The organism is Vagococcus sp. WN80Y (genome assembly GCF_059621045.1).
Window position 1 is genome coordinate 1 of the sequence record NZ_JCAQHY010000116.1, and the last position, 19,537, is coordinate 19,537.

Below are 19,537 nucleotides of genomic sequence, written 5' to 3' on the forward strand. Positions count from 1 at the left end.
ACAGATACCTAGAAAAAATTTGTATTCTTCTCTAGGTTTATTTATGTTGCATTAAAAATCACAACAAACAATTTTAAAATAGTTCAGTTTTTACTTGACCTTTTTATAGCTGGCTTATATTATTAAGTAGAGGGTAGCTCCCTCGATACTTATTGTTATTTTTACTATACTGTAAGTATGCGCTGTGGATTAGTTCTTCCTCCAACAGATTCGTAATGAAGACTGGTGATACGAGGCTCTAACCACAGCTTTTTGTCTAATTGGTAATGAGTTTGATAACGCCTTGACGTTTAATCTCATGTAAGGTTACGAGGCAAAGAGTGCGTGGACACCATCTTGCGCGAAAAATAAATCGATTGGGGATGATTCATTATGCTATTTGTTGGAATTGATGTAGCGAAAAATAAACATGATATGGCAGTACTAGATTCTGACGGAGAGCCCCGCTTAAAACACCTGACCATTCAGAATAATCGTGACGGATTTACCACTCTTCATACTATTCTTTGCCAACTTGTTAAAAATTCCAACGACGATATCCGAATTGCTTTAGAGGATACGGGTCACTGCTCGTTTAATCTTCTTGCGTTTTTACGTTCCAACGGCTATCAAGTCTTCAGTTATAACCCGTTGCTTATTAAAGAATTTGCTAAGTCAACCTCCCTTAGAAAAACAAAAACGAATAAAAAAGACGCTATGACTATTGCTAAAAAACTCTTAACGGATTTTTCTCCCGAGCATTTTAGTGCGGATGAATCGATTCAGGAGCTAAAATATTTAACTCGTCATCGTCAACGAATGTGCTCAAAACTAACCGATATCAAAATCCAATACACTCGATTATTAGATATTAGTTTTCCTGAATTGGCCAAAATTATGACCACTTCAGGTACACATAACCAAGCCATCTACGATCTTTTAGCGACATATCCTAGTCCAAAAAAAATTCAACGCACTAGACTCTCTTCGCTTATTAAAATAAAGTGGTTGAAACCAGATAAAGCTGCCCTTATTCATGAAAAATCCAAAATCACTATTGGTTCAGACTCTGCTGCTTTAGAATTTGAATTACTTCAAACCATTCAGTTAATCCAATCATTTAAGCAAATTATCAGCGAGATTAATCTAACGATTAAAACAATGATGACAGCTATTCACTCACCTTTAGAGTCTATTCCGGGAATTTCAACCACTTTAGGTAGTATCATTCTTGCTGAGGTTCGTAATATTCACAACTTTCGGAATCCAGGACAATTACTCGCTTTCGCAGGCTTAGAGCCCTCCGTTAAACAATCAGGTGAAATGGACGTTAACGGTAAGATGGTAAAACGTGGCTCTTCACAGCTTCGCTGGGCTCTCATTCAAGCTGCCAGATTAGTTTCTCGTTGGTCTCCTACCTTCAATGCCTATCTCGCTAAAAAAATGGCACAAGGAAAACACTATAATGTTGCCATAAGCCATGTCGCTAAAAAACTAGTGAGAGTCATTTTTCATCTTTTAAAAACAGATCAAACCTTTAATGAAGCTCAACTTATTTAAAAAATTCGCCTTTTTTTATGTTATTTATTCCACCAATTCCCCCTTGACTTTTAATATAGTTCGTCTCGTATAATAAGGTTATCAGATTTATTCTGATAGTTCCTTTTCATCCCCATAGAGGTTGAGGAAAACCTTATCTGTTAATAGGCCTTTGGAAACATATTATTTTAAAAAGTTAAACTAAAAGATGACTAAAGTTTCCTAGATATCACTATACAAATACCAAGTCACTCTTCAACTAGATGATTCAGACAGTACTGCCTAATGATTCCCACTCTTAATACTCTCTTTCATATGTTTTTCCATTATTACCATACTATATGATGGATTAGCCATCACCTCTTGTAACTCCAGACTAATATCAGCTAATTCCCTCATCGCCAGATAAGTCCGAACTGGCAATTTAACTCGCCTTGGAAATCGTTTAAGAGAAACATCATCTAATAACTTTTCCTCATTATCGGCAGTCAAAAACTCTTTCACAATATTTTGGTACTTAAATTCATACCAGCCATCTGGATCACGTTGTTGATACTGACTCCAGACCCAGCTTAGCTCTGTAACAGCACGCTTCATTTTTTTATAGTCTTCGTATCTAACGGTTTTTAGTTTCATCGTTTTATCCCAATCCTATCATTTGTGTCGCCTTGGCTTATTTCAAGCTTGTTCAAGTAAATTAATGTACTTATGGACAGTTCCTAAAGATACACCACATTCTGCAGAAATTTCTCGAATAGTCTTTTTTTTCGTCAAACGGAAATATTGAATTTTTTCAATTTTCTTTTTAGTGATAGTGGGTCTCCCGCTAACAACTCCTTTTTCATGAGCAGCCCTTAACCCCCTACGAGTCCGTCGGCTGACTACTTCCTTCTCATTAATCGCAAGTTCGTAGAGTAAACCTAAATAATCACGGTCTGAGCCTAATTGCTTTTCAAGAAAGTGGATATTTATTCCTTTATATTCAATTAATTCTAACAATTTAGTTACTTGTGTTAATTGTAGCCCCATACTTGAAAAACTAACTAGTACTATTTCTTTGTCTTTATTGGCTATCAAGAATTCTTCAAACTTACAATAGTTATCTTCATTATCCTTAAGTTGTATCACTTCCTCACATTTTCCCACTGTATAAAGAAGTGCTAGCTCTTCATCAGAATCATTTTTTACTGTATAGCCTATTTTTGTCATGATCCCATTCCTCCCTCAAATTTAATAATGTCCCATCATAAATGCCCCTAGATCAATTTAAATCGGCTGGCTGTTGCAACAAATCCATAGTCGGCCAACTCCTCTTGAAAAACAAACTTTCCTGTAAAATCACTAAAACTCACTTCAGTTAGCTGCAACTCGTTAAAGGATGAACAAACAACATTATCTTCAATAACCACCTCAATTTTTTTCAATTGGTGAGCAGATAGTGCCACTATCATTTTAGTTCCAACTCTCAACGACTCTCCTTCAGTTTCGAACTTTTCTTTATAGATTGGCGAAAGACTCACTAATATAAATTTTCCACCTTTTAAAATCATCGTATCACTAAACTTAATGTCTGTTATTTTCAGCATTCTTCTACTCCTTTTTCAACACTAATAGACTTATAACCTATATATGGCCATTATAACTAGCTATAATAGCTTTTCCCTATTTTTTTATTCTTACGATATTCCAGTCAAGTTTATTATTCCAAACAGCTTTATCCTCATTGCTACCCTTCCATATAATTAATTGTAGACTATATCTCTATAACCTCACTATACAAATTCTATTCTGGCTGGTGACTCACTATATTTCGCCATGTCACAACAATCACGTATACTCCTAAAATTTACTACTATTAAGTTGCTCACATTCATATTAGTTAAAAAATTGTAAACATATATCATAATTATTTTCTCCCTCCTCTAAAAGGTGATGTCTAGGAAACTCTAGCCACCTTTTACTAGCGAATTTCAACCGTCTTATTTTTAAGTCTTCCTCCACTAGCTTTTTTATTTATCCCTTTAAAATAATATGTTCCCAATCTGTATTCCACTGGTTGATCCATACATATTTCAAATGAAGGATAAGAGCTAAATGTATGCTATGCCTAGAAGGCTGGTGTCGTAAGCTCACTTTATTTTAGTGTCCTATATTCTTCTTGTGTCTTATTTTTTGGAATCCTCTTCCTGTTCTTGAATGTATCTCTTTATGGCTTCTTCTGTTAGATTTCCAACAGTTTCTACGTAATTAACCTCTTGCCCAAAACGAGCGATCCTATTTTCTACCTAACTCTGGATGTTTATCAAAAATCATCAACACCTTTTACCTTTCAAGTAACCCAAAAATTCAAAAATACTGATTTTTGGCGGAATACTTACACATAAATGCACTTATGAAGCAGCTAGCGAGTATTGGACAAATTAACGATTAGTTGTTAATTCAAACTAAAAGCCTGCTAACCGCCGTCCTAAAGCTCAATATAAAGTCTCTAAAGATAAATAGGAATAGTCTGAAAAAAACAACTTTTATGGGGTTACTTAGTACACTCATTTTTTCTGGTGAAGCTGTCCCGAGTTAAAACTCATGACCAATTCATTAAATAACAAACTTACTTTTGATGGATAACATCAATTTAATTTGTTTTAACGATTAGTTTCCTAGTTCACTCATGAGTAAAAACTGGTTAACTTCCCCTTTAAAACTTTCACCTTCTATTTGATTGGCAAGTCCCTAAAATTATCATTCCAATAAACCCATTTTTCATTTCCGTCCATATCAAAATATTTTACAGAGACTTTATTTCTAACTTCACTAATTGGGATATCTAGTGACATCGATTCAGTCGTTTGCTTAAACGCAACTTTAAATTCTTGTTTTAGTTCTTTGCCATCAATATATACATAAAATTGATTAATTTCAGAATAAAATACCCTTAATTGATTATTTACTACTGAAAGACGAACTGTATCGCCAGGGTTTTTCTTCGTTTCAAAAGAAATGACTACCGAACTTGAATTAGTGAGTTTCAAATGATCATGTGCTGGATTCGCTGGTCCTTCAATGAAAGGTGATTCCAAAGTTGATTCAGCAGTTACAACAGCCTCTGTTTCTATTGCCGCCAAAGCACTAACATCTACTGGCACCTTCACTGGTAAACTAAAGGAAACTTGAGTACCCGGTTCCAAACTAGATTTAAACGTTATCTCTAAAATCCTTTTATCCTCATCAAAGTTAGCGGTTGATATGGCCGAATTAGCTTCTAAACGCTTGAAGTCCATAAATTCTAATTCCTTTGCTATTGTCACAAAAATCTTCACATTATTTATCGAGTCAATCGAATCCTCTTTATCACCACTACTAACCACTACTTTATAATCAAATTGACTACCAGCCTGAATCACCTTGTTATCATCTGGATACTGAGGGACTGTAATGGCTATATTAGGAGCAGATGGCGCTGTCTCTGCTAATTCTAAATAAATTGATGGCTTAAATCGATCTGCCCCCACAGCATCATGATATCCTTTAAAATCAGCATACTCATGAATGGATGGCGTTATATTCCCCAACTGCCCATTTGGCTCCTTTGAAGTGCTTTCAGGCAAACCGCCAACAACATCTGCTATGTCTTCCAGATTATCTTTTGCAAAAAGTTCAACCCCTTGATCTTCAATAGTCAAATACCTTGGCAAATCAAAATTCCATTTCTTTTCATGATTATTTGTTTTAGAACTATTTTCGTTATCTTTGGTGACTAAAGCAACTTTTAAATTTCCTTCATCATCCACTAAAAACCCTTTTTTAGTTTTAGCGAAAATAAAGATCTTATCCTTTATTGTTTTGTCACGTTGATCCCACAAATCAATCGTTCCATTCAATTGCTTCATCGTAGTCGAAGCTACAGTCAAACTTGTTTCTAATGTCAGTGGTGGAGTCACATCCTGAACCGTCACAGATTTGACCTTGATATCTTCAACCAAACTTGGAATATTTTGTTCAGAATTCAGATTTTCAGTTGGTCCCCGATACGCTCCTAAAATAGTCACTTTATCACCAGCACTCAAAAAGTCTGCCGCAGGCCAAACAAAAATACCACCTCTCGCTTTTTCGCCATAAATTTCAACACCTGGATACTTATTATTTATCCCTTTAGTCGGAACTGTTTGACGAGCTTTTTCCTTTCCATTAGCATCAGTAATTTGGAGTGTCACCCAAGCTTCTTTTTCCCATGCATCTCGAGATTCCTCTCCACCAAAAGAATAAGGAATTTTCACATGTCCATAAATAGCCTTATCTGCATTAGTTGGAATCCTCAATTCATCAACAACTGCTCGGTAATTATTCCCTGTCATTCGGGTATACATATCAGCCCCTTCATAATTTGACGCATTAAACTGATCTGGATAATTAGAATACGCAATCTTTTTAAAATGACGTCCTGACAACTGATAGTTAATTTTAGACCAAAAAACATCTGGATCTTTATCTAAATCAACACCCGTTTTTTTCTTCCATACAGATAAGCCAACCTTAGAGGATGTAAATTTTTGTGTGGAGGATGACCCGCCAGTTGAAAAAACCTGCCCCCCATTTTCACGATTATTTCTAAAATCATAGAAAAGAGCCTCATCAATATCAACATCGATCTCAGAAGAACCAGCATGAACTATCCCACGATCTTCTTTACGTGTAGTCCCTTCCATTCTAAAGGTCGCATCTTTGCCAACTTTAAACTGAAAATCACCTGACAAAGCCTCTAAAGCAGGTCCATCACCAGATTTAGCAAAAATGATACTTTTTTGCCCTTCAACCTCAAACTTAGAAACTCCATTCCTGTCAATCGTAAACTGAATAGCTTGTTGCCCCCCCGTATCACCACCATCTTCAGCCCTAGCATTTCCTTTTTTATTGATAGTCACTTTGCCACCTGATTTAGCAACAAACGAATTATCCTTGCCATAAAATCTAATGGCTGCGGCTTTTCCAGCATGCTTCAAAACATTCATTTCTCCATTATTAGAAACGGTAAAGGTCTGTTCACCAACTAATCTTAATCTCAAAGTAGACGCAAAATTATGAGCTTCACCATCTGCCTCTAAGTTAAGTTGGCTACCTTCACCATCAACATTAAAAACACCATTTTTCACTTGATTAACAAAAGCAGATGTCGTAGTTGGAATTGCTTTTCCTTGTTCTTTAGCAGATGCCATCGCATGAATTGTAATAACTGCACCATCTAACACTTCTGTCTTAGCTACTTTATCCTTATCATTACTTCCTTGTAATGTAATGACTCCACCTTCTGCACCATAAAAAGTTCCTTTTGAGGTAGCTCTCAGTTCAGTATTTGCACCTGATGCAGAAAATATTAAGCTATTATTTGAGCCTTCACTATTGGCCCATATTGCCTGACGAGACTCACTGTCTAAAAAGACTTTTGCCCCTTTGTCTACGATAAAGGAAGTCGCTACCTTTTGATCATTTGGATGTATTCTCACAATAGTATGATCTGCCGTTATTTTCATCTCAGCTCCGTCAGTTACGTAGATATTGGCTACTTTAATGACACCTGTAGAATTACTACTTGACGAGTTAAAATTATGAGCAAACCAAAATAATTTTCCTCGAACCGTCAGGTTTCCTTTAGCCACATCTACAAAATACGCTCCTGCTAAGCCAGCTTTTTCTGTTGAATTGTGAATATTCTCAACATTCATACTCCAAAAAGCAGAAATAGTGTCTGACTTAGCACTAACAAAACTGTTTCTTTTATCTCCATGGGTAATAATGACATTTTTCAATGTGAATACTTGATTTACTTTTTTTGTGTCTCCTAAAATAAAAGTGGAGCCCTTACTTGATGTAAACTTATAACCCTTACCATCAACTTCTAGACTTCTAGTAATATTTGCTAACGCCGTTGTCGTTGCCACTATGTTAGTGCCAAATTCAATTTTGCTTACCCCATTATTACTAATAGCCGCCAGTAACTCTTGGTAATTTTTCACTATGACAGTTGTTCCTCTGACTTGTGGTTCATTTCCTAAAAATCTGAACATTGATGAATTAAAAGTAGCAGTCTCAACTACTTCATTTGCTATCATAGGTTGTTGAGACAAAAACTCCTGTTGAATTGAAACACTTTCCAATTTATTGGTCCCATCAAGCTGGTGTTCTTGAATGACTTTTTTCTTACGAACTAATTGAACAGTTTCTTTTTTCTCCATATTAGGGAGAGGCAGGGTGATTTTTACAGCCTCTTCCGATTTTTTAACATGTAAAATAACTCCTGACTCATGATCCGCTACTGGTTTCAACTCAACATCTTCAGATTCAAAACTCTCTAATGACTCCAAAGAAATCAACATATCATCTCTTCCTCTAATAATGATTTCTTCGTCCTTCGGTTGATCAACTTCAATCGTAACAGTCATTTCATTCGTTTGAGCATCTATATCACTCACTATTACATAAGTATTTTTTCGCCCAATAAAAAGAAAAAAGAAAACTGTCAATACTCCTACTAGAAAAAGTCCCCCACTAAAAAACAAGGTTGTTCGTTTCACAAGATTTTTCTGTGACTTTTTCATTACTGCTATCCCCTTTCTCTATTTAGAAGCTTCAATCATTTGACCTGTTTCATAATGAGACAAGTAGTACATTTCCACAATAATACTAGCCGAATATGCCCCTATAGAACTTTCAGAATTCGCTTCACTTGCACGATAAGACACTTGCTTAACCATCATAAAGCGATTTGCTTTTTCTATTTCTTTAATAAACGTTATAATACCTGCACTATCATCTGCTATAACATCTAGACCAACAGATGTTGTCATTAATTGATTTTCCTTAAAAACAGTTTCTTCTGGATAAACTTGTTTAGTTACCATGGATATCTGTTGAATGGATAGATTCAAATCCGTTCCTAATTTTTTCAATAATTCAAAATAAGGCTCCAACTCGATACCATTGGGAATTATTGGTTCCTTTTTTACTACTGAGGATTCTAACAAGTCAGGCAATTCCTCCATCATAGTCAGTGCTTCTTCTTCTACTTTCAATTCATTCTGCACTTTGGCAGAATCGGCTTTTAATGTCTTGAGTTTAGTTCGTTGTGGTGCTATTGTTAACACCCATCCTCCAACAACTAGGCCTACTAGGAAAATTCCGACAATAGAGACGACTATCAGATGCTTTCGCATAAAAATGACTTTATTCATTTTGCTTAGCCTCCTCAATTAATGCCACTGAAGGTACTTTATCTTGGATTATTCGTATTGTTAACTCGCTTTTATATTTATCATCTTCCTTTGATGACGCCACTAACTGACAATCATATACCCATTCAATTTTTTCTAGTTCTTCCTTAAATTGTGCAGTATCCTTAAATAATTCGCCGGTTACCGACATTGCAATAGTCGGTAATAAAGGAGAAGCATCGCCAGCTATAGTACCTTGCTCAGCCTCTTGATTTTCCCCTTCACTTCCATTTGCTATACCGAACAATACTTCATAGTTAGAAATCGTAATATTTAACAATACAGCTGTTTTTTTAAAACTAGTCATAATAGGTTCCATCAATTTCTGATCGCCTTTTAACTCGTTCAAAATAGTTTGTATGCCTACAGACTGCTTCTCCTCTAACTCACTTTTCTGTTTCTCAATTGTCACTTTTTGTAGTTTTTCTTGCTGGACTTCGCTTTGTACGAAATCTACCTGAGAACGATAAAACAATGAAGCAAATAAAATAGCTATTACACATACAATAAAGAGAAAAATAGATACGATGGCGATTAGCTCGGCCGCTCGGTTTTTAACAAATTTTTGTGGTAATAAATTTATATTCATCTCAGCTAAACCTCCTTCATAGCTAGGCCTGCTGCAAGAGTATATTTTTCAGGCAAGCGTTTTTTATTCGCAATTGTTAAGGGAGATTTTAATATTTTTACTGGAATCGCATTAGTAGCTTCGATATTTTCAAGCACTTCCTCTTTTAACCTGGGATGTCCTCCAACTAAATAAATTTGGGCAACATGACTTCCTGAAGATATGTCCTTTTCAAAAAAATCAATCACATGTTTAATTGTCACGCCCAATTTTTTGATAGATTCAATCTCACTCTCTACTTTATAATCAACCTTTACCTGCTTATGATCCTCCGTATAACGCCAGTTGGTCTGATTATAATCTTCATACTGAACATAAACTGGTACCAATTGATCAAAAATCGTGATGTTAGCAACTCCTGCATCAATCTCCACTATCGCAAATACTTCACTCCAATTAATTCTCTTCTGTAACACTCTAGTATAAGCTAAGACACTACAGTCAACAGCAACTAGTTCGCCTTTACTTTTAACAACCGCGTCGCCAATTTCTTTTAAAACAGGTTCAGTAGTCACCACAACTGACACTTTTCCATCAACTGCGACCCCTTCCTTAGGCGCCTTGTAAAATTTAACTTCCTTAGACTTAGAGGTTTTCTTTTTGTTCGTTTTCTTTTTTCTTGTTTCTTCAGAAATTAATAAATCAAAAATAGGCTCCTCAAAAGGAAGAGGAATCGACTCTCCTAATTCAAAAAATAAATAGTTACGAATCTCTTTTATATTCTTCAAATTACCAATAGCGACTTGACGAATCAGTAGCTTAGAATTTCTTGCCGAAAATACATAGGTCGGAGCAGAAATTCTTAACTCAGCTACGATACTTTGAAGTATTTCAATAAATTCATCTGCATTTCTTAAATGATCATTCTTAAAAATCGACCCATTGACTACTTTTTCACCATAAACTAAGTGCCCGCTCTTTGTCACACAGTAACGTAACACATTTTTTTGAATGTCAATCCCAATCGGTGTTGTTTTCTTTTTCAAAAGCATCAAACGCCCTCTACTTTCACATAAAATTTATCAAACTTTCTAGCATACGAGTTAAGTGACTATCAAAAACAAACCAAACAGTTAACGAACCCGCGGCAATAAATGGACCAAACGGAACATACTTCTGCATTTCTTTTTTTATAGCAAATGATGCGATATGAAAGACTAACGCATATAAAGATGAAACAAATAAAGACACAAGTATACTCATTGGCCCCATAAAAATCCCCAAAACAGCGAACAGTTTAATGTCACCACCCCCCACACCATTTTTGATAACATATCCTAAGATATACAAAGGGAAAAAACCTACTAAAAAACCTACTAGAGGGTACCACCAATAATTCATTTGAGGAATAAAGGCGCGTTCAATAATCGCTAAGATCATAAAAATAGCTAAAATCTTATTAGGGATCACAAGATAATAACTATCTGAGATGCTAATAATTAACAACAACGAAATCATCGTCCAGCTAACCAATGTTTCAGGTGAAAATTGAAAACACACTACCGAAAATAAAAATAGACAACCTGATAATACTTCAAAAATAGGCACTAAACAGCCTATTTTTGAAGCACAATAATAACATTTCCCTTTTAACCCTAAATAGGAAATCAAGGGGATTAACTGCCACCAAACAAGCTGGTGTTGACAATTATCACAATGTGAACGCCCCTGTATAGACTCTGGACGTGGCACACGATATCCCACAACCATGAAAAAGGAGCCTAGACACATTCCTATAACGAAAATGTAAAGATAAATGATTATTTGTGGAACACATAAACCTAACAAACTCATAAAAAAACTCCAATCATGATTTAAAATATATTAATCTAATTAACTAAATTAAAAAACATCCGATCTTTTTAGAGCTGTTACAGCTGCTTTATTTGCATTAGTTATGGCGGTGGTCTGTGTTTTGTTTCCAGCTTTCAATATTCCAGTAGGAACTGTTATTGTTAACCCCCCATCAGCAGCGACGGTAAAGACAACAGTCGCTGTCGCTGTATCAGAAACACTGCCAAATGCTGTTGTATCTGTGTATTTTGCATTCATAACATCAACTAAAGTAAAGGTTGTTCCTGTAATTGGAGCAGATGGGCTTGCTTGGTATAGTTTTCCTGATTCATAAGCATTTTGTACTTCAGCTAACGCAGCATCTTCTTTTGAGTTTTGAATTACACTTCCAATGGCTAATGCACCAATCCCAATAATAATTGATAGTATTACCACAGTAGCTAGTAATTCAATCATTGTCAGTCCACGTTCATCATTAATTAACCTATTTAATCTACTTTCTTTTTCTTCTTGTAGCGTAATAGTATTTGACATTCTTTCATCCTCCTGAAAAACTTTTTTTATCTATATTATCTAGAAGTCTAGGTTTCTAGTTAATAACTAAATTAACAAGTCCATACGATACTAGTCTTGTATCGCACCGTACATTGCAAACATTGGTAACATAATAGCCGCGACAATAAAGCCAACAATACAACAGATTAGCACGATCACTAAGGGTTCCATGATGGTTTTTATCCGCTCACTTGCCTCATCAACTTCAGCTTCAAAAATACCACTTAACTTTTCTAGCATTCCTTCTAGAGTTCCCGTGTTCTCACCAATTTTCACCATCTGTGTCGCCAAAACTGGAATCGCCCAACTTCTTGTAAAAACATTACTCAAACGCCCTCCCTGTTCTATCTCACTCCCACACTCTTGAATCAAGTTAAATATATACGTATTCTTAACAACTTCTCCACTCATTGATAAAGCCGATACCATTGGGACGGAGCTTGAAAGCAGCGTTGATAGTGTTGTCATAAATACTGAAAAATCATTTTTTTGTAAAAATTCGCCAAATACCGGAATTTTCAATTTGAACGTGTCATATTTTAACAAAAAGGCTCGATTTCTTTTAGCCAAGAAAAGCCCCAGCCATACAATAATTATGACAACAACAATAACAATCCCTTTTGTTGTTAAAAAATCACTAATTCCCATCGTTAGCTTAGTAATAGCGGGCAACTCTGCATCAAAGCTTTCAAATACTGTTACAAACATTGGTACAATGGCTACCATCAAAAAGATTCCTACCCCCATTGACGCAACAAGCATCAATATAGGATAAATCATAGCAGTAATTAAACTACTACGACTGGCTGCTGTTTTTTCATAATACCGTGCCATTCTCTCCAAACTCGTTTCTAAAGACCCTGACATCTCTGCTACAGCAATTATATTCACCAACAATGGCGGAAAAGCATTAGGTTGCTTTCTATAGGTATCAGATAGTGTACTCCCGCCCTCTAAATCTCTAGTAATTTCTGTTAACATTTTCTTAAAGTTCTTATTCTGCTGTTGCTCTTCTAACATTTTAGACGCCTCTAACACCGTAATACCAGCATTAATCAACGTTGAAAACTGTTGTAAATAAGCCACTAATAATTTCAAATTCACTTTAGAAAAAAGAGCTATCTCTTTATTTGCAAAATTCGCTTCTTGCTCCACGATGGAAACTGGTTTAATGTGTTTCTTTTTTAAAAGCGTTCGAGCTTCTGATAGAGAGTTAGCCTGTAAACTACCACGAAATCGTTCGCCAGTATACTTCCTTCCTTGATAAACAAATGTTGCCATTAAAAGTCCCCTCCATCGTCTAAAATCGTAGCTGCCACATCCACATCGACTCTTCCCGCTTGTGCTAATTGTTGAACAGACGCCGACATCGTATGCATCCCCTCTGCTTTTCCCATTTGCAACATATTGCTGATTTGATGAGTTTTATCAGACCGAATAATACTGGCAATTCCTTTGGAGTTAACCAACATTTCAGTTGCAGCCACTCGTCCTTTGCCATCTACCGTTGGCAATAAACGTTGAGATAGAATCCCAATCAAGGCTCCTGCAACCTGTGTTCTAATTTGACTTTGTTGCTCTGCTGGAAATACATCAACAATCCGCTCAATTGTGGAAGGCGCACTTGAGGTATGCAATGTTCCAAGTACCAAATGACCTGTTTCAGCAGCTGTCAAAGCAATGGAAATTGTTTCAAAATCACGCATTTCTCCTACCAAAATCACATCTGGATCCTGCCTCAGTGCAGCTCTTAAACCATTTGCAAAAGATATTGTGTCTCGGCCGATTTCTCGTTGAGAAATAATCGATTTTTTATGTTTATGAATATACTCTATCGGATCCTCTAATGTTAAAACATGCGTCTTCTTGGTATCATTCAAATAATCCAACATAGCAGCAAGGGTTGTTGACTTCCCTGATCCCGTCGGCCCTGTCACTAAAAATAAGCCTTGACTTTTATGAATCATTTGTCGTAAAACATCTGGCACACCAAGTGATGATAATTTAGGTATTTCAATTGGGATTCGCCTCAAAGCGACTGCTATTGTATCCATTTGCCTGAAAACATTTACCCGAAATCGGCTAACGTCTTTCAATTCATAAGCCAAATCAATTTCGCCCTTCTCCTGAAACTCCGTCCACTGTGTCTCAGAACAAATAGCTTGAGCCATTAACGATATTTGATTTGTAGTTAAAATTGACGTTTGTTCGATTGGTTGCAAGTCTCCATGTAACCGAAATGTCGGTGGAATCCCTTCCTTCAAATGAATATCAGATACCTTTTGTTGAACACTCATTAACAACCAACTGTCAATAATTCTTTTAGGATTCCGTTCGATTATGCCTGTCTCTCTACTAGTTATTGACTCATCTCTCACAGGAGCTCTCTCTCTACTATGTGATTCCATTATACTTTCCGTTCTTTTTTTGATCTTTTTTGAACGTTTTCTTTTTTCTTCCATAATTAATCCTCAGCTACTTATTTAATCAACAAATAAATGTTTCATGTCATCCATCTACTGATTGACTAGTTTCTACTCCATTGTTACTACTTTTAACAATTCTTCAATTGTTGTATAGCCTGCCAAAACCTTATCTAGCCCATCATTAATCAGAAAGGTCATTTTTTGTTTTTTGACATACTCTAATAACAGATCATTCGTCGCCTTATTGGTAATCATTTTTCTAAGTTCAGGTGTTACAACCAATAACTCCTGAATTGCCATCCTACCTTGGTAGCCAGTATTACCACACCTAGCACACCCTACTCCTTCAGTTAAGGTAATGGCCTGTAACCCATACTCAGCTAAAAATAACGTCTCTTCAGTTTTAGCCGCTCGTTGAGTTTTACAGTTTGTACAAATTGTCCTTACTAGTCGCTGAGCTAATATACCAGTTAAGGAGTTCGCAATCAGAAAAGTATCTACTCCCATATCTACCAATCGATTTATCGTACTTACAGAATCATTGGTATGAAGTGTTGATAGAACTAAATGGCCTGTCATCGATGCTCGAATAGCAATATCAGCCGTCTCACCATCCCGAATCTCTCCTACCATGATAATATTGGGGTCTTGACGTAAGATTGTTCTTAGTCCACTTGCAAATGTTAAGCCAATATTGCTATTGACAGCCATTTGGTTAATCCCCTCTAACTGATACTCCACTGGGTCTTCTACGGTGATGACATTAACACTAGGTGTATTCAACTCTCCTAACGCTGCGTAGAGGGTAGAGGACTTACCTGAACCTGTTGGACCCGTTACTAAGATAATACCGTGTGGTTGCTTTAATAGCCGGCGTAGCTTTATCAACGTTCCTGATTCAAAATTAAAATCATCTAACTGACGAATACCTACCGAACGGTCTAAAATTCTAATAACAATCTTTTCGCCATGAATAGTTGGTAGGATAGACACGCGCAAATCAATAATATGTGATCCATTTCTAATCATCGCCCGGCCATCTTGAGGAATACGAGTTTCTGTAATATCCAAAGACGAAATAATTTTTATTCGTGACGAGACTGCTAATTGAATATTTTTTGGTAACCTCTTTAATTCTTGCATCTCACCATCAGTTCGAATCCTGACTGCTAAATATTTTTCCTGAGGATCAAAATGAATATCACTCGCTCTACGATCGACCGCATCCTGCAGTAATGTGTTAACCAACTTAATAATTGGCGAATCATCATTAATTACATCTGTTTCAACCAAAGAATCAAGTTCAGTTGTATCGAATAGGCCATCTATGTTCAAATCGGCAGGATAATCACGCACAATTAATTGTTGAATATCTGCCTCACGCGCTTCCCTAGGTTCAATTATCAATCCCGTAATCAGACGCAATTCATTTAAAACAGCATAATTTCCCGGATTGCTCATCAACACAATCAATCGGTTATCCAGTTGTTCTATCGGAACCACACTATACTCCTTAGCAAACGCACGAGGTACTAACTCCAAAACTTTTTTGTCGGTCGACACATTAAAGATATTTTGAGATTCGCCTTTAGGTACTTCTTCTTTTTTCCGGCGCCGTCGTTTACTTTTACTGTCAGATTTCAACCTTGTCACACTCCTATCAAAAGCTTTTTTAGACTAACTTATAGAAGCAGTCTCTAATACTCAACCTTTTTGATGTAGTCAAAGGTCCGTGTAATAATCTCTGATGATTTTTTAGTGGAAGAATGCAATGACTTTACAATAGAAACCTCGCCATTCTTTGCATCTTCTGCTTTATCAATTTGACTCACTGGCAAACCAGCCCCTAATTCCTTCACCAAGTTCGTAACATCAGATTGACTAAACGGATATATGATAACTTTCCCTTTTAACTTCCGTTGAGCGTACCCTTCAGTTAAGAATGTTTTATCTAAAAATAAATTATCCGGTAACAGCTTAAGCGAAAAAACAGACTCTTTGTCTACTGTTAATTTAAAAGGCTCCATTCCGGTGTATCCCAAATTCATTTGAGCACCATTTTTCAACTCAATGGCATTCCAATAATCATCGTTTCTATAATAATCATTAAATTTATCGGTGCCACCTTCTCCTAAAGCTTGACGCCGTTTCGTTTTAGGAGCATCAATAAACGATTTTCCTGTAACGACTAAATTAGTATTAGGACCATCTAAAGTAAGCTTCGAAGGCGTATTAGGCAAACTAAACGAACTATTTTCTGTAAAATAAGAAAATCCTTTTTCTCCTTTTTCACTAGATAATTTAGCGTTAGTTAGCATAAAATCACCTTCAATTGACACCTGTCTCTGGTCATCTGTAGCGGACAAATAGTTCCCCGCTTCATTTGTTTGTCCAGCATAAAAATTAGAACTTGCAATTACCATGTTTCCACCCATAAAAGAATTCCAATATTCGTCTTTTGGTGATTTTGTTAAGGCCTGACTCCGATAATTTGCAAATGAAAAACTTGCCGCGTCAGGGAGTTTCTTCACAAGAATCTTACCTTTCGACAGCAAAACGCCTTCACTTGATTGTTTGCTAGACTCTGTCGTATTGCTATTATTGACCAACAAATTACTCGTCTGCAGAGAGGTTGTTTCACCTGCCAAAATTAATTTACTTTTTTCTCCACTATAATCAATATAGGTTCCAATGTTCGCTACTAAATTTATATCTTGAACAACGTTTAGCTTTTGAGTCGGATTTTTTTGATTACTCAACACTAACAAATTCTTAGCTCGCAATACACTACCTGTTCCGCTCCCCTTAAGGTTCACACCATTTCTATAAAACATAGAGCCCTCGAAGTCTACAGATGACAAAATTTGTTTATCACTATGAGAAAAGTCTAAGTAGCTTCCGTCCTCTACATCCACAATCTGGCCATTTATCAGCCCCGCTTCATAAGGTGCTGTATTGTTAAATCCTGAGTAATCAAAAATATTGGCAGTCTCTTGATAGCGATAAATTCGATCCATCTTCTTCATCCACTCATCTGTCGAAATGAACCCTGCACTATTTGGTAAATAATAAGGGTAAAAAACATTTCGCCAAACATCTAATGCTACTATTTCTTTGTCTGTGCTGACTTCTTCCCACTGAACCTCATACACATAATCGGTAGTTGCCGTCACGGTTGTCTCTTTTTCATTTAATTTCTTTTCTGTAATATCTGCTGAAATTTTGAAAATCAACTCCACATTTGTAACATTAGTCAGTCCTGCATCTAGTTGCCAACCAAATCTCCCTCCAGTATTGGAAATCGCATAAGGAGTTATCTCATTTTTGCTAATACTATCAATCTTTAATGTATAAGAAAATTGTTTTTGGCTCCCTATATTCTTACCAGGAGACATCGTGAAGCCTGTAAAAAGTGTATCGACCATGTCTCCAATTTTGATTTCATCCTTACCAAAATCAATTGTCGATAAGTTAGATAAACCAGTTTCTAGCTTTTTTTTTATTTTGTCACTACCATCTTGTAACGCGTATTCTTCAACATCTTGCAATCTTGTAAACTTATCAACACTCTCAATCTGTAAAAAAGTATTCCACGCCATAATAAAAATTGCGCCTACAATTATGCTCACTAATAAAATAGCTCCTAATGCATATAATAATGCGTATCCTGACTCATTTTTACCATCTACCATTCCCTGGAATTCCTCCTTTCGATTTTTGATCATCACGATAAACCATAACAAACTCTCTGGAATACAGCACATCGTCTCTAGCAAGTAGATCTACTGTTTTCCAAAATCCTGTTATACTATCATAATAACTATTAAAATCAATCGTTCCTTCATAAAATACAATTAGGACACTAGTTTGAACAGAAAATGTATCTCGGTAGTTAGGCATTGACTTAAGAGTGTCTGTTTGTTCATTTTCATTTTTTTGTTGCAAAATTTTAATTTTCACATTTTTATTTTTGACAGAATAACTCTCTAGTTTCTCATTACCAGTGTCATTAATATCTGTAATAAAAATTTCATTGCGGCCTTTCTCAATCTTAGAAATTTCACTCCAGGTTGCCTCACTCTCTTTTTTCAAAATTTTATAAATTTGCTGGTCCTTCCACGTATCACTACCAGCAAATTTACCGAGGTAACCAGCCTTCTCATATATGCCATCTATCTGACTGATGCCCTCAATTCGTGAACGCATGCTATTAGCCAGCTGTTGCAATTCAACTTGTTGCCCTTGGATAGTAGAAACTTTTGAAATGCTAAACAAAATGCTCCCGAGTAAAACCGAAACTAACCCAAATATAACAATCGCGCCAAGTAACTCAATCAGCGTAATGCCTTTTTCATTTTTAAGCATCCTCAAGCCCCTCCTCAGGATTCCACTATCCAGTTTAGATAGGTTTCAGTCAATAACTGACCTGTTTTCTTGTCATAAATTAAAATTGTTAAACCTACACCATCTGTTCTTGGATCATAATCAGCCTGAGTACTTTTTTTAGTCACCATTACACTAACTAAAAAATCAGTCCCCTCTCCGTCTCGATTTAAGTACTGTCCGATGTAAAGCTTATTGTAATCATCTGCAGCCAGCCTACTAGGCAACAAACCACCTTTTTTATCGTATTTTACTTTATCAATAAACATGCCAGGGCGAGTCGTCATATCTATCGGTAATTCTCCATATAAGCTCTTTTTAGTTGTCGCATCTTCTTGAATACCCGTATTAGCTAAAATTAAATAGGACTGTCTTTTTTTCAAATCAGCATCAATTGTGTTTGGCTGTTTAGGAGTTGTGAGTACAACTTGATTCAAATTAGCTATCGCTTGCATTTGCCCTTTATAAATCAACCACTCTTTAATATCATCTCTAACAAAAATCGCTTCTTCTCTTTTTTGATTCAATTTAATGGCTTGTGAGTTTCGATAAACAAATGACGCTAAAAGTGTGAACGAAACACCCATTAGGACAACAGCGACTAATATTTCAATTAAACTAAAGCCCTTTTCATTTCGTATATCTAGCTTACTTTTGCACATTGCTACCATCCTCATCGATTTAATAACTATTTAGGGTGTGTCTAAAAACTTTATAGAACTATTTTAAAATTTATAATTATAAATAGAAGACAAAAGTAAAAAATAAATGCCCAGTATCATTGGAAATCGTTCGAAAACACTAGTAACATCAACAATTAAGCTAATATTTTCAGACGAATTACTCCTACTAACTACTCCTACGTGTCAGAATGAAGTGCAACACCCTTTAACTCTTTTCATTAATTGACTGTTATTATTAACTTACACATCTTTTAACTAACACGGAGGTTATTTATGTCATATAATCAC

16 protein-coding genes and 1 pseudogene are annotated in these 19,537 nt (G+C 36.0%); 1 reads left to right on the forward strand and 16 read right to left on the reverse strand.

Annotated elements, in window-relative coordinates; translation table 11 throughout:
• The first annotated feature begins 372 nt into the window (after positions 1–372).
• A complete protein-coding gene (locus AC5KOD_RS04765) occupies positions 373–1,539 on the forward strand; it encodes an IS110 family RNA-guided transposase (RefSeq protein WP_496913389.1) in 1,167 nt (388 codons plus the stop codon).
• A gap of 261 nt (positions 1,540–1,800) precedes the next feature.
• On the opposite strand, the gene AC5KOD_RS04770 is transcribed toward AC5KOD_RS04765, so the two are convergent.
• The 16 genes and pseudogenes from AC5KOD_RS04770 to AC5KOD_RS04845 form a co-directional block, all read right to left on the reverse strand.
• On the reverse strand, positions 1,801–2,154 hold the full coding sequence (locus AC5KOD_RS04770) for a hypothetical protein (protein ID WP_496913390.1): 354 nt from the start codon (positions 2,152–2,154) through the stop codon (positions 1,801–1,803).
• 42 nt (positions 2,155–2,196) lie between these two features.
• Positions 2,197–2,727 (reverse strand): recombinase family protein, encoded by a 531-nt coding sequence (locus tag AC5KOD_RS04775; RefSeq protein WP_496913391.1) that lies wholly within the window; start codon positions 2,725–2,727, stop codon positions 2,197–2,199.
• Positions 2,728–2,774: 47 nt separating this feature from the next.
• Positions 2,775–3,104 carry a hypothetical protein gene (locus AC5KOD_RS04780; protein ID WP_496913392.1) on the reverse strand — a complete coding sequence of 110 codons (330 nt, stop codon included), beginning with the start codon at positions 3,102–3,104 and terminating at the stop codon, positions 2,775–2,777.
• A 579-nt stretch (positions 3,105–3,683) separates the two neighbouring features.
• Positions 3,684–3,908: pseudogene (locus tag AC5KOD_RS04785) on the reverse strand (transposase); the annotation flags it as partial.
• Positions 3,909–4,229: 321 nt separating this feature from the next.
• Entirely contained in the window at positions 4,230–8,108 is a 3,879-nt protein-coding gene (locus tag AC5KOD_RS04790) for a pectate lyase-like adhesive domain-containing protein (RefSeq protein ID WP_496913393.1), read from the reverse strand.
• A gap of 18 nt (positions 8,109–8,126) precedes the next feature.
• Positions 8,127–8,741, reverse strand: coding sequence for a hypothetical protein (locus AC5KOD_RS04795; protein ID WP_496913394.1), 615 nt, complete (start codon positions 8,739–8,741; stop codon positions 8,127–8,129).
• Positions 8,734–9,369, reverse strand: coding sequence for a hypothetical protein (locus AC5KOD_RS04800; protein WP_496913395.1), 636 nt, complete (start codon positions 9,367–9,369; stop codon positions 8,734–8,736). The genes AC5KOD_RS04795 and AC5KOD_RS04800 overlap by 8 nt, the downstream gene beginning before the upstream one ends.
• A gap of 5 nt (positions 9,370–9,374) precedes the next feature.
• Complete coding sequence (gene pilM / locus AC5KOD_RS04805) at positions 9,375–10,400, reverse strand: type IV pilus biogenesis protein PilM (RefSeq protein ID WP_496913396.1); 1,026 nt, start codon at positions 10,398–10,400, stop codon at positions 9,375–9,377.
• A gap of 16 nt (positions 10,401–10,416) precedes the next feature.
• A complete protein-coding gene (locus AC5KOD_RS04810) occupies positions 10,417–11,202 on the reverse strand; it encodes a prepilin peptidase (RefSeq protein ID WP_496913397.1) in 786 nt (261 codons plus the stop codon).
• A 48-nt stretch (positions 11,203–11,250) separates the two neighbouring features.
• Positions 11,251–11,736: a prepilin-type N-terminal cleavage/methylation domain-containing protein gene (locus tag AC5KOD_RS04815; RefSeq protein WP_496913398.1), complete on the reverse strand. Its 486-nt coding sequence runs from the start codon at positions 11,734–11,736 to the stop codon at positions 11,251–11,253.
• A 90-nt stretch (positions 11,737–11,826) separates the two neighbouring features.
• Positions 11,827–13,038 carry a type II secretion system F family protein gene (locus tag AC5KOD_RS04820; protein WP_496913399.1) on the reverse strand — a complete coding sequence of 404 codons (1,212 nt, stop codon included), beginning with the start codon at positions 13,036–13,038 and terminating at the stop codon, positions 11,827–11,829.
• Positions 13,038–14,135 (reverse strand): type IV pilus twitching motility protein PilT, encoded by a 1,098-nt coding sequence (locus tag AC5KOD_RS04825; RefSeq protein WP_496913400.1) that lies wholly within the window; start codon positions 14,133–14,135, stop codon positions 13,038–13,040. Before AC5KOD_RS04825 ends, AC5KOD_RS04820 begins: the two co-directional genes overlap by 1 nt.
• A 156-nt stretch (positions 14,136–14,291) precedes the next feature.
• Positions 14,292–15,827 (reverse strand): GspE/PulE family protein, encoded by a 1,536-nt coding sequence (locus tag AC5KOD_RS04830; RefSeq protein WP_496913401.1) that lies wholly within the window; start codon positions 15,825–15,827, stop codon positions 14,292–14,294.
• A gap of 53 nt (positions 15,828–15,880) precedes the next feature.
• Entirely contained in the window at positions 15,881–17,875 is a 1,995-nt protein-coding gene (locus tag AC5KOD_RS04835) for a hypothetical protein (RefSeq protein ID WP_496913402.1), read from the reverse strand.
• Entirely contained in the window at positions 17,862–18,548 is a 687-nt protein-coding gene (locus AC5KOD_RS04840) for a PulJ/GspJ family protein (protein ID WP_496913403.1), read from the reverse strand. Before AC5KOD_RS04840 ends, AC5KOD_RS04835 begins: the two co-directional genes overlap by 14 nt.
• Before the next feature lie 14 nt (positions 18,549–18,562).
• Complete coding sequence (locus AC5KOD_RS04845) at positions 18,563–19,228, reverse strand: type IV pilus modification PilV family protein (RefSeq protein WP_496913404.1); 666 nt, start codon at positions 19,226–19,228, stop codon at positions 18,563–18,565.
• Positions 19,229–19,537: the final 309 nt, after the last annotated feature.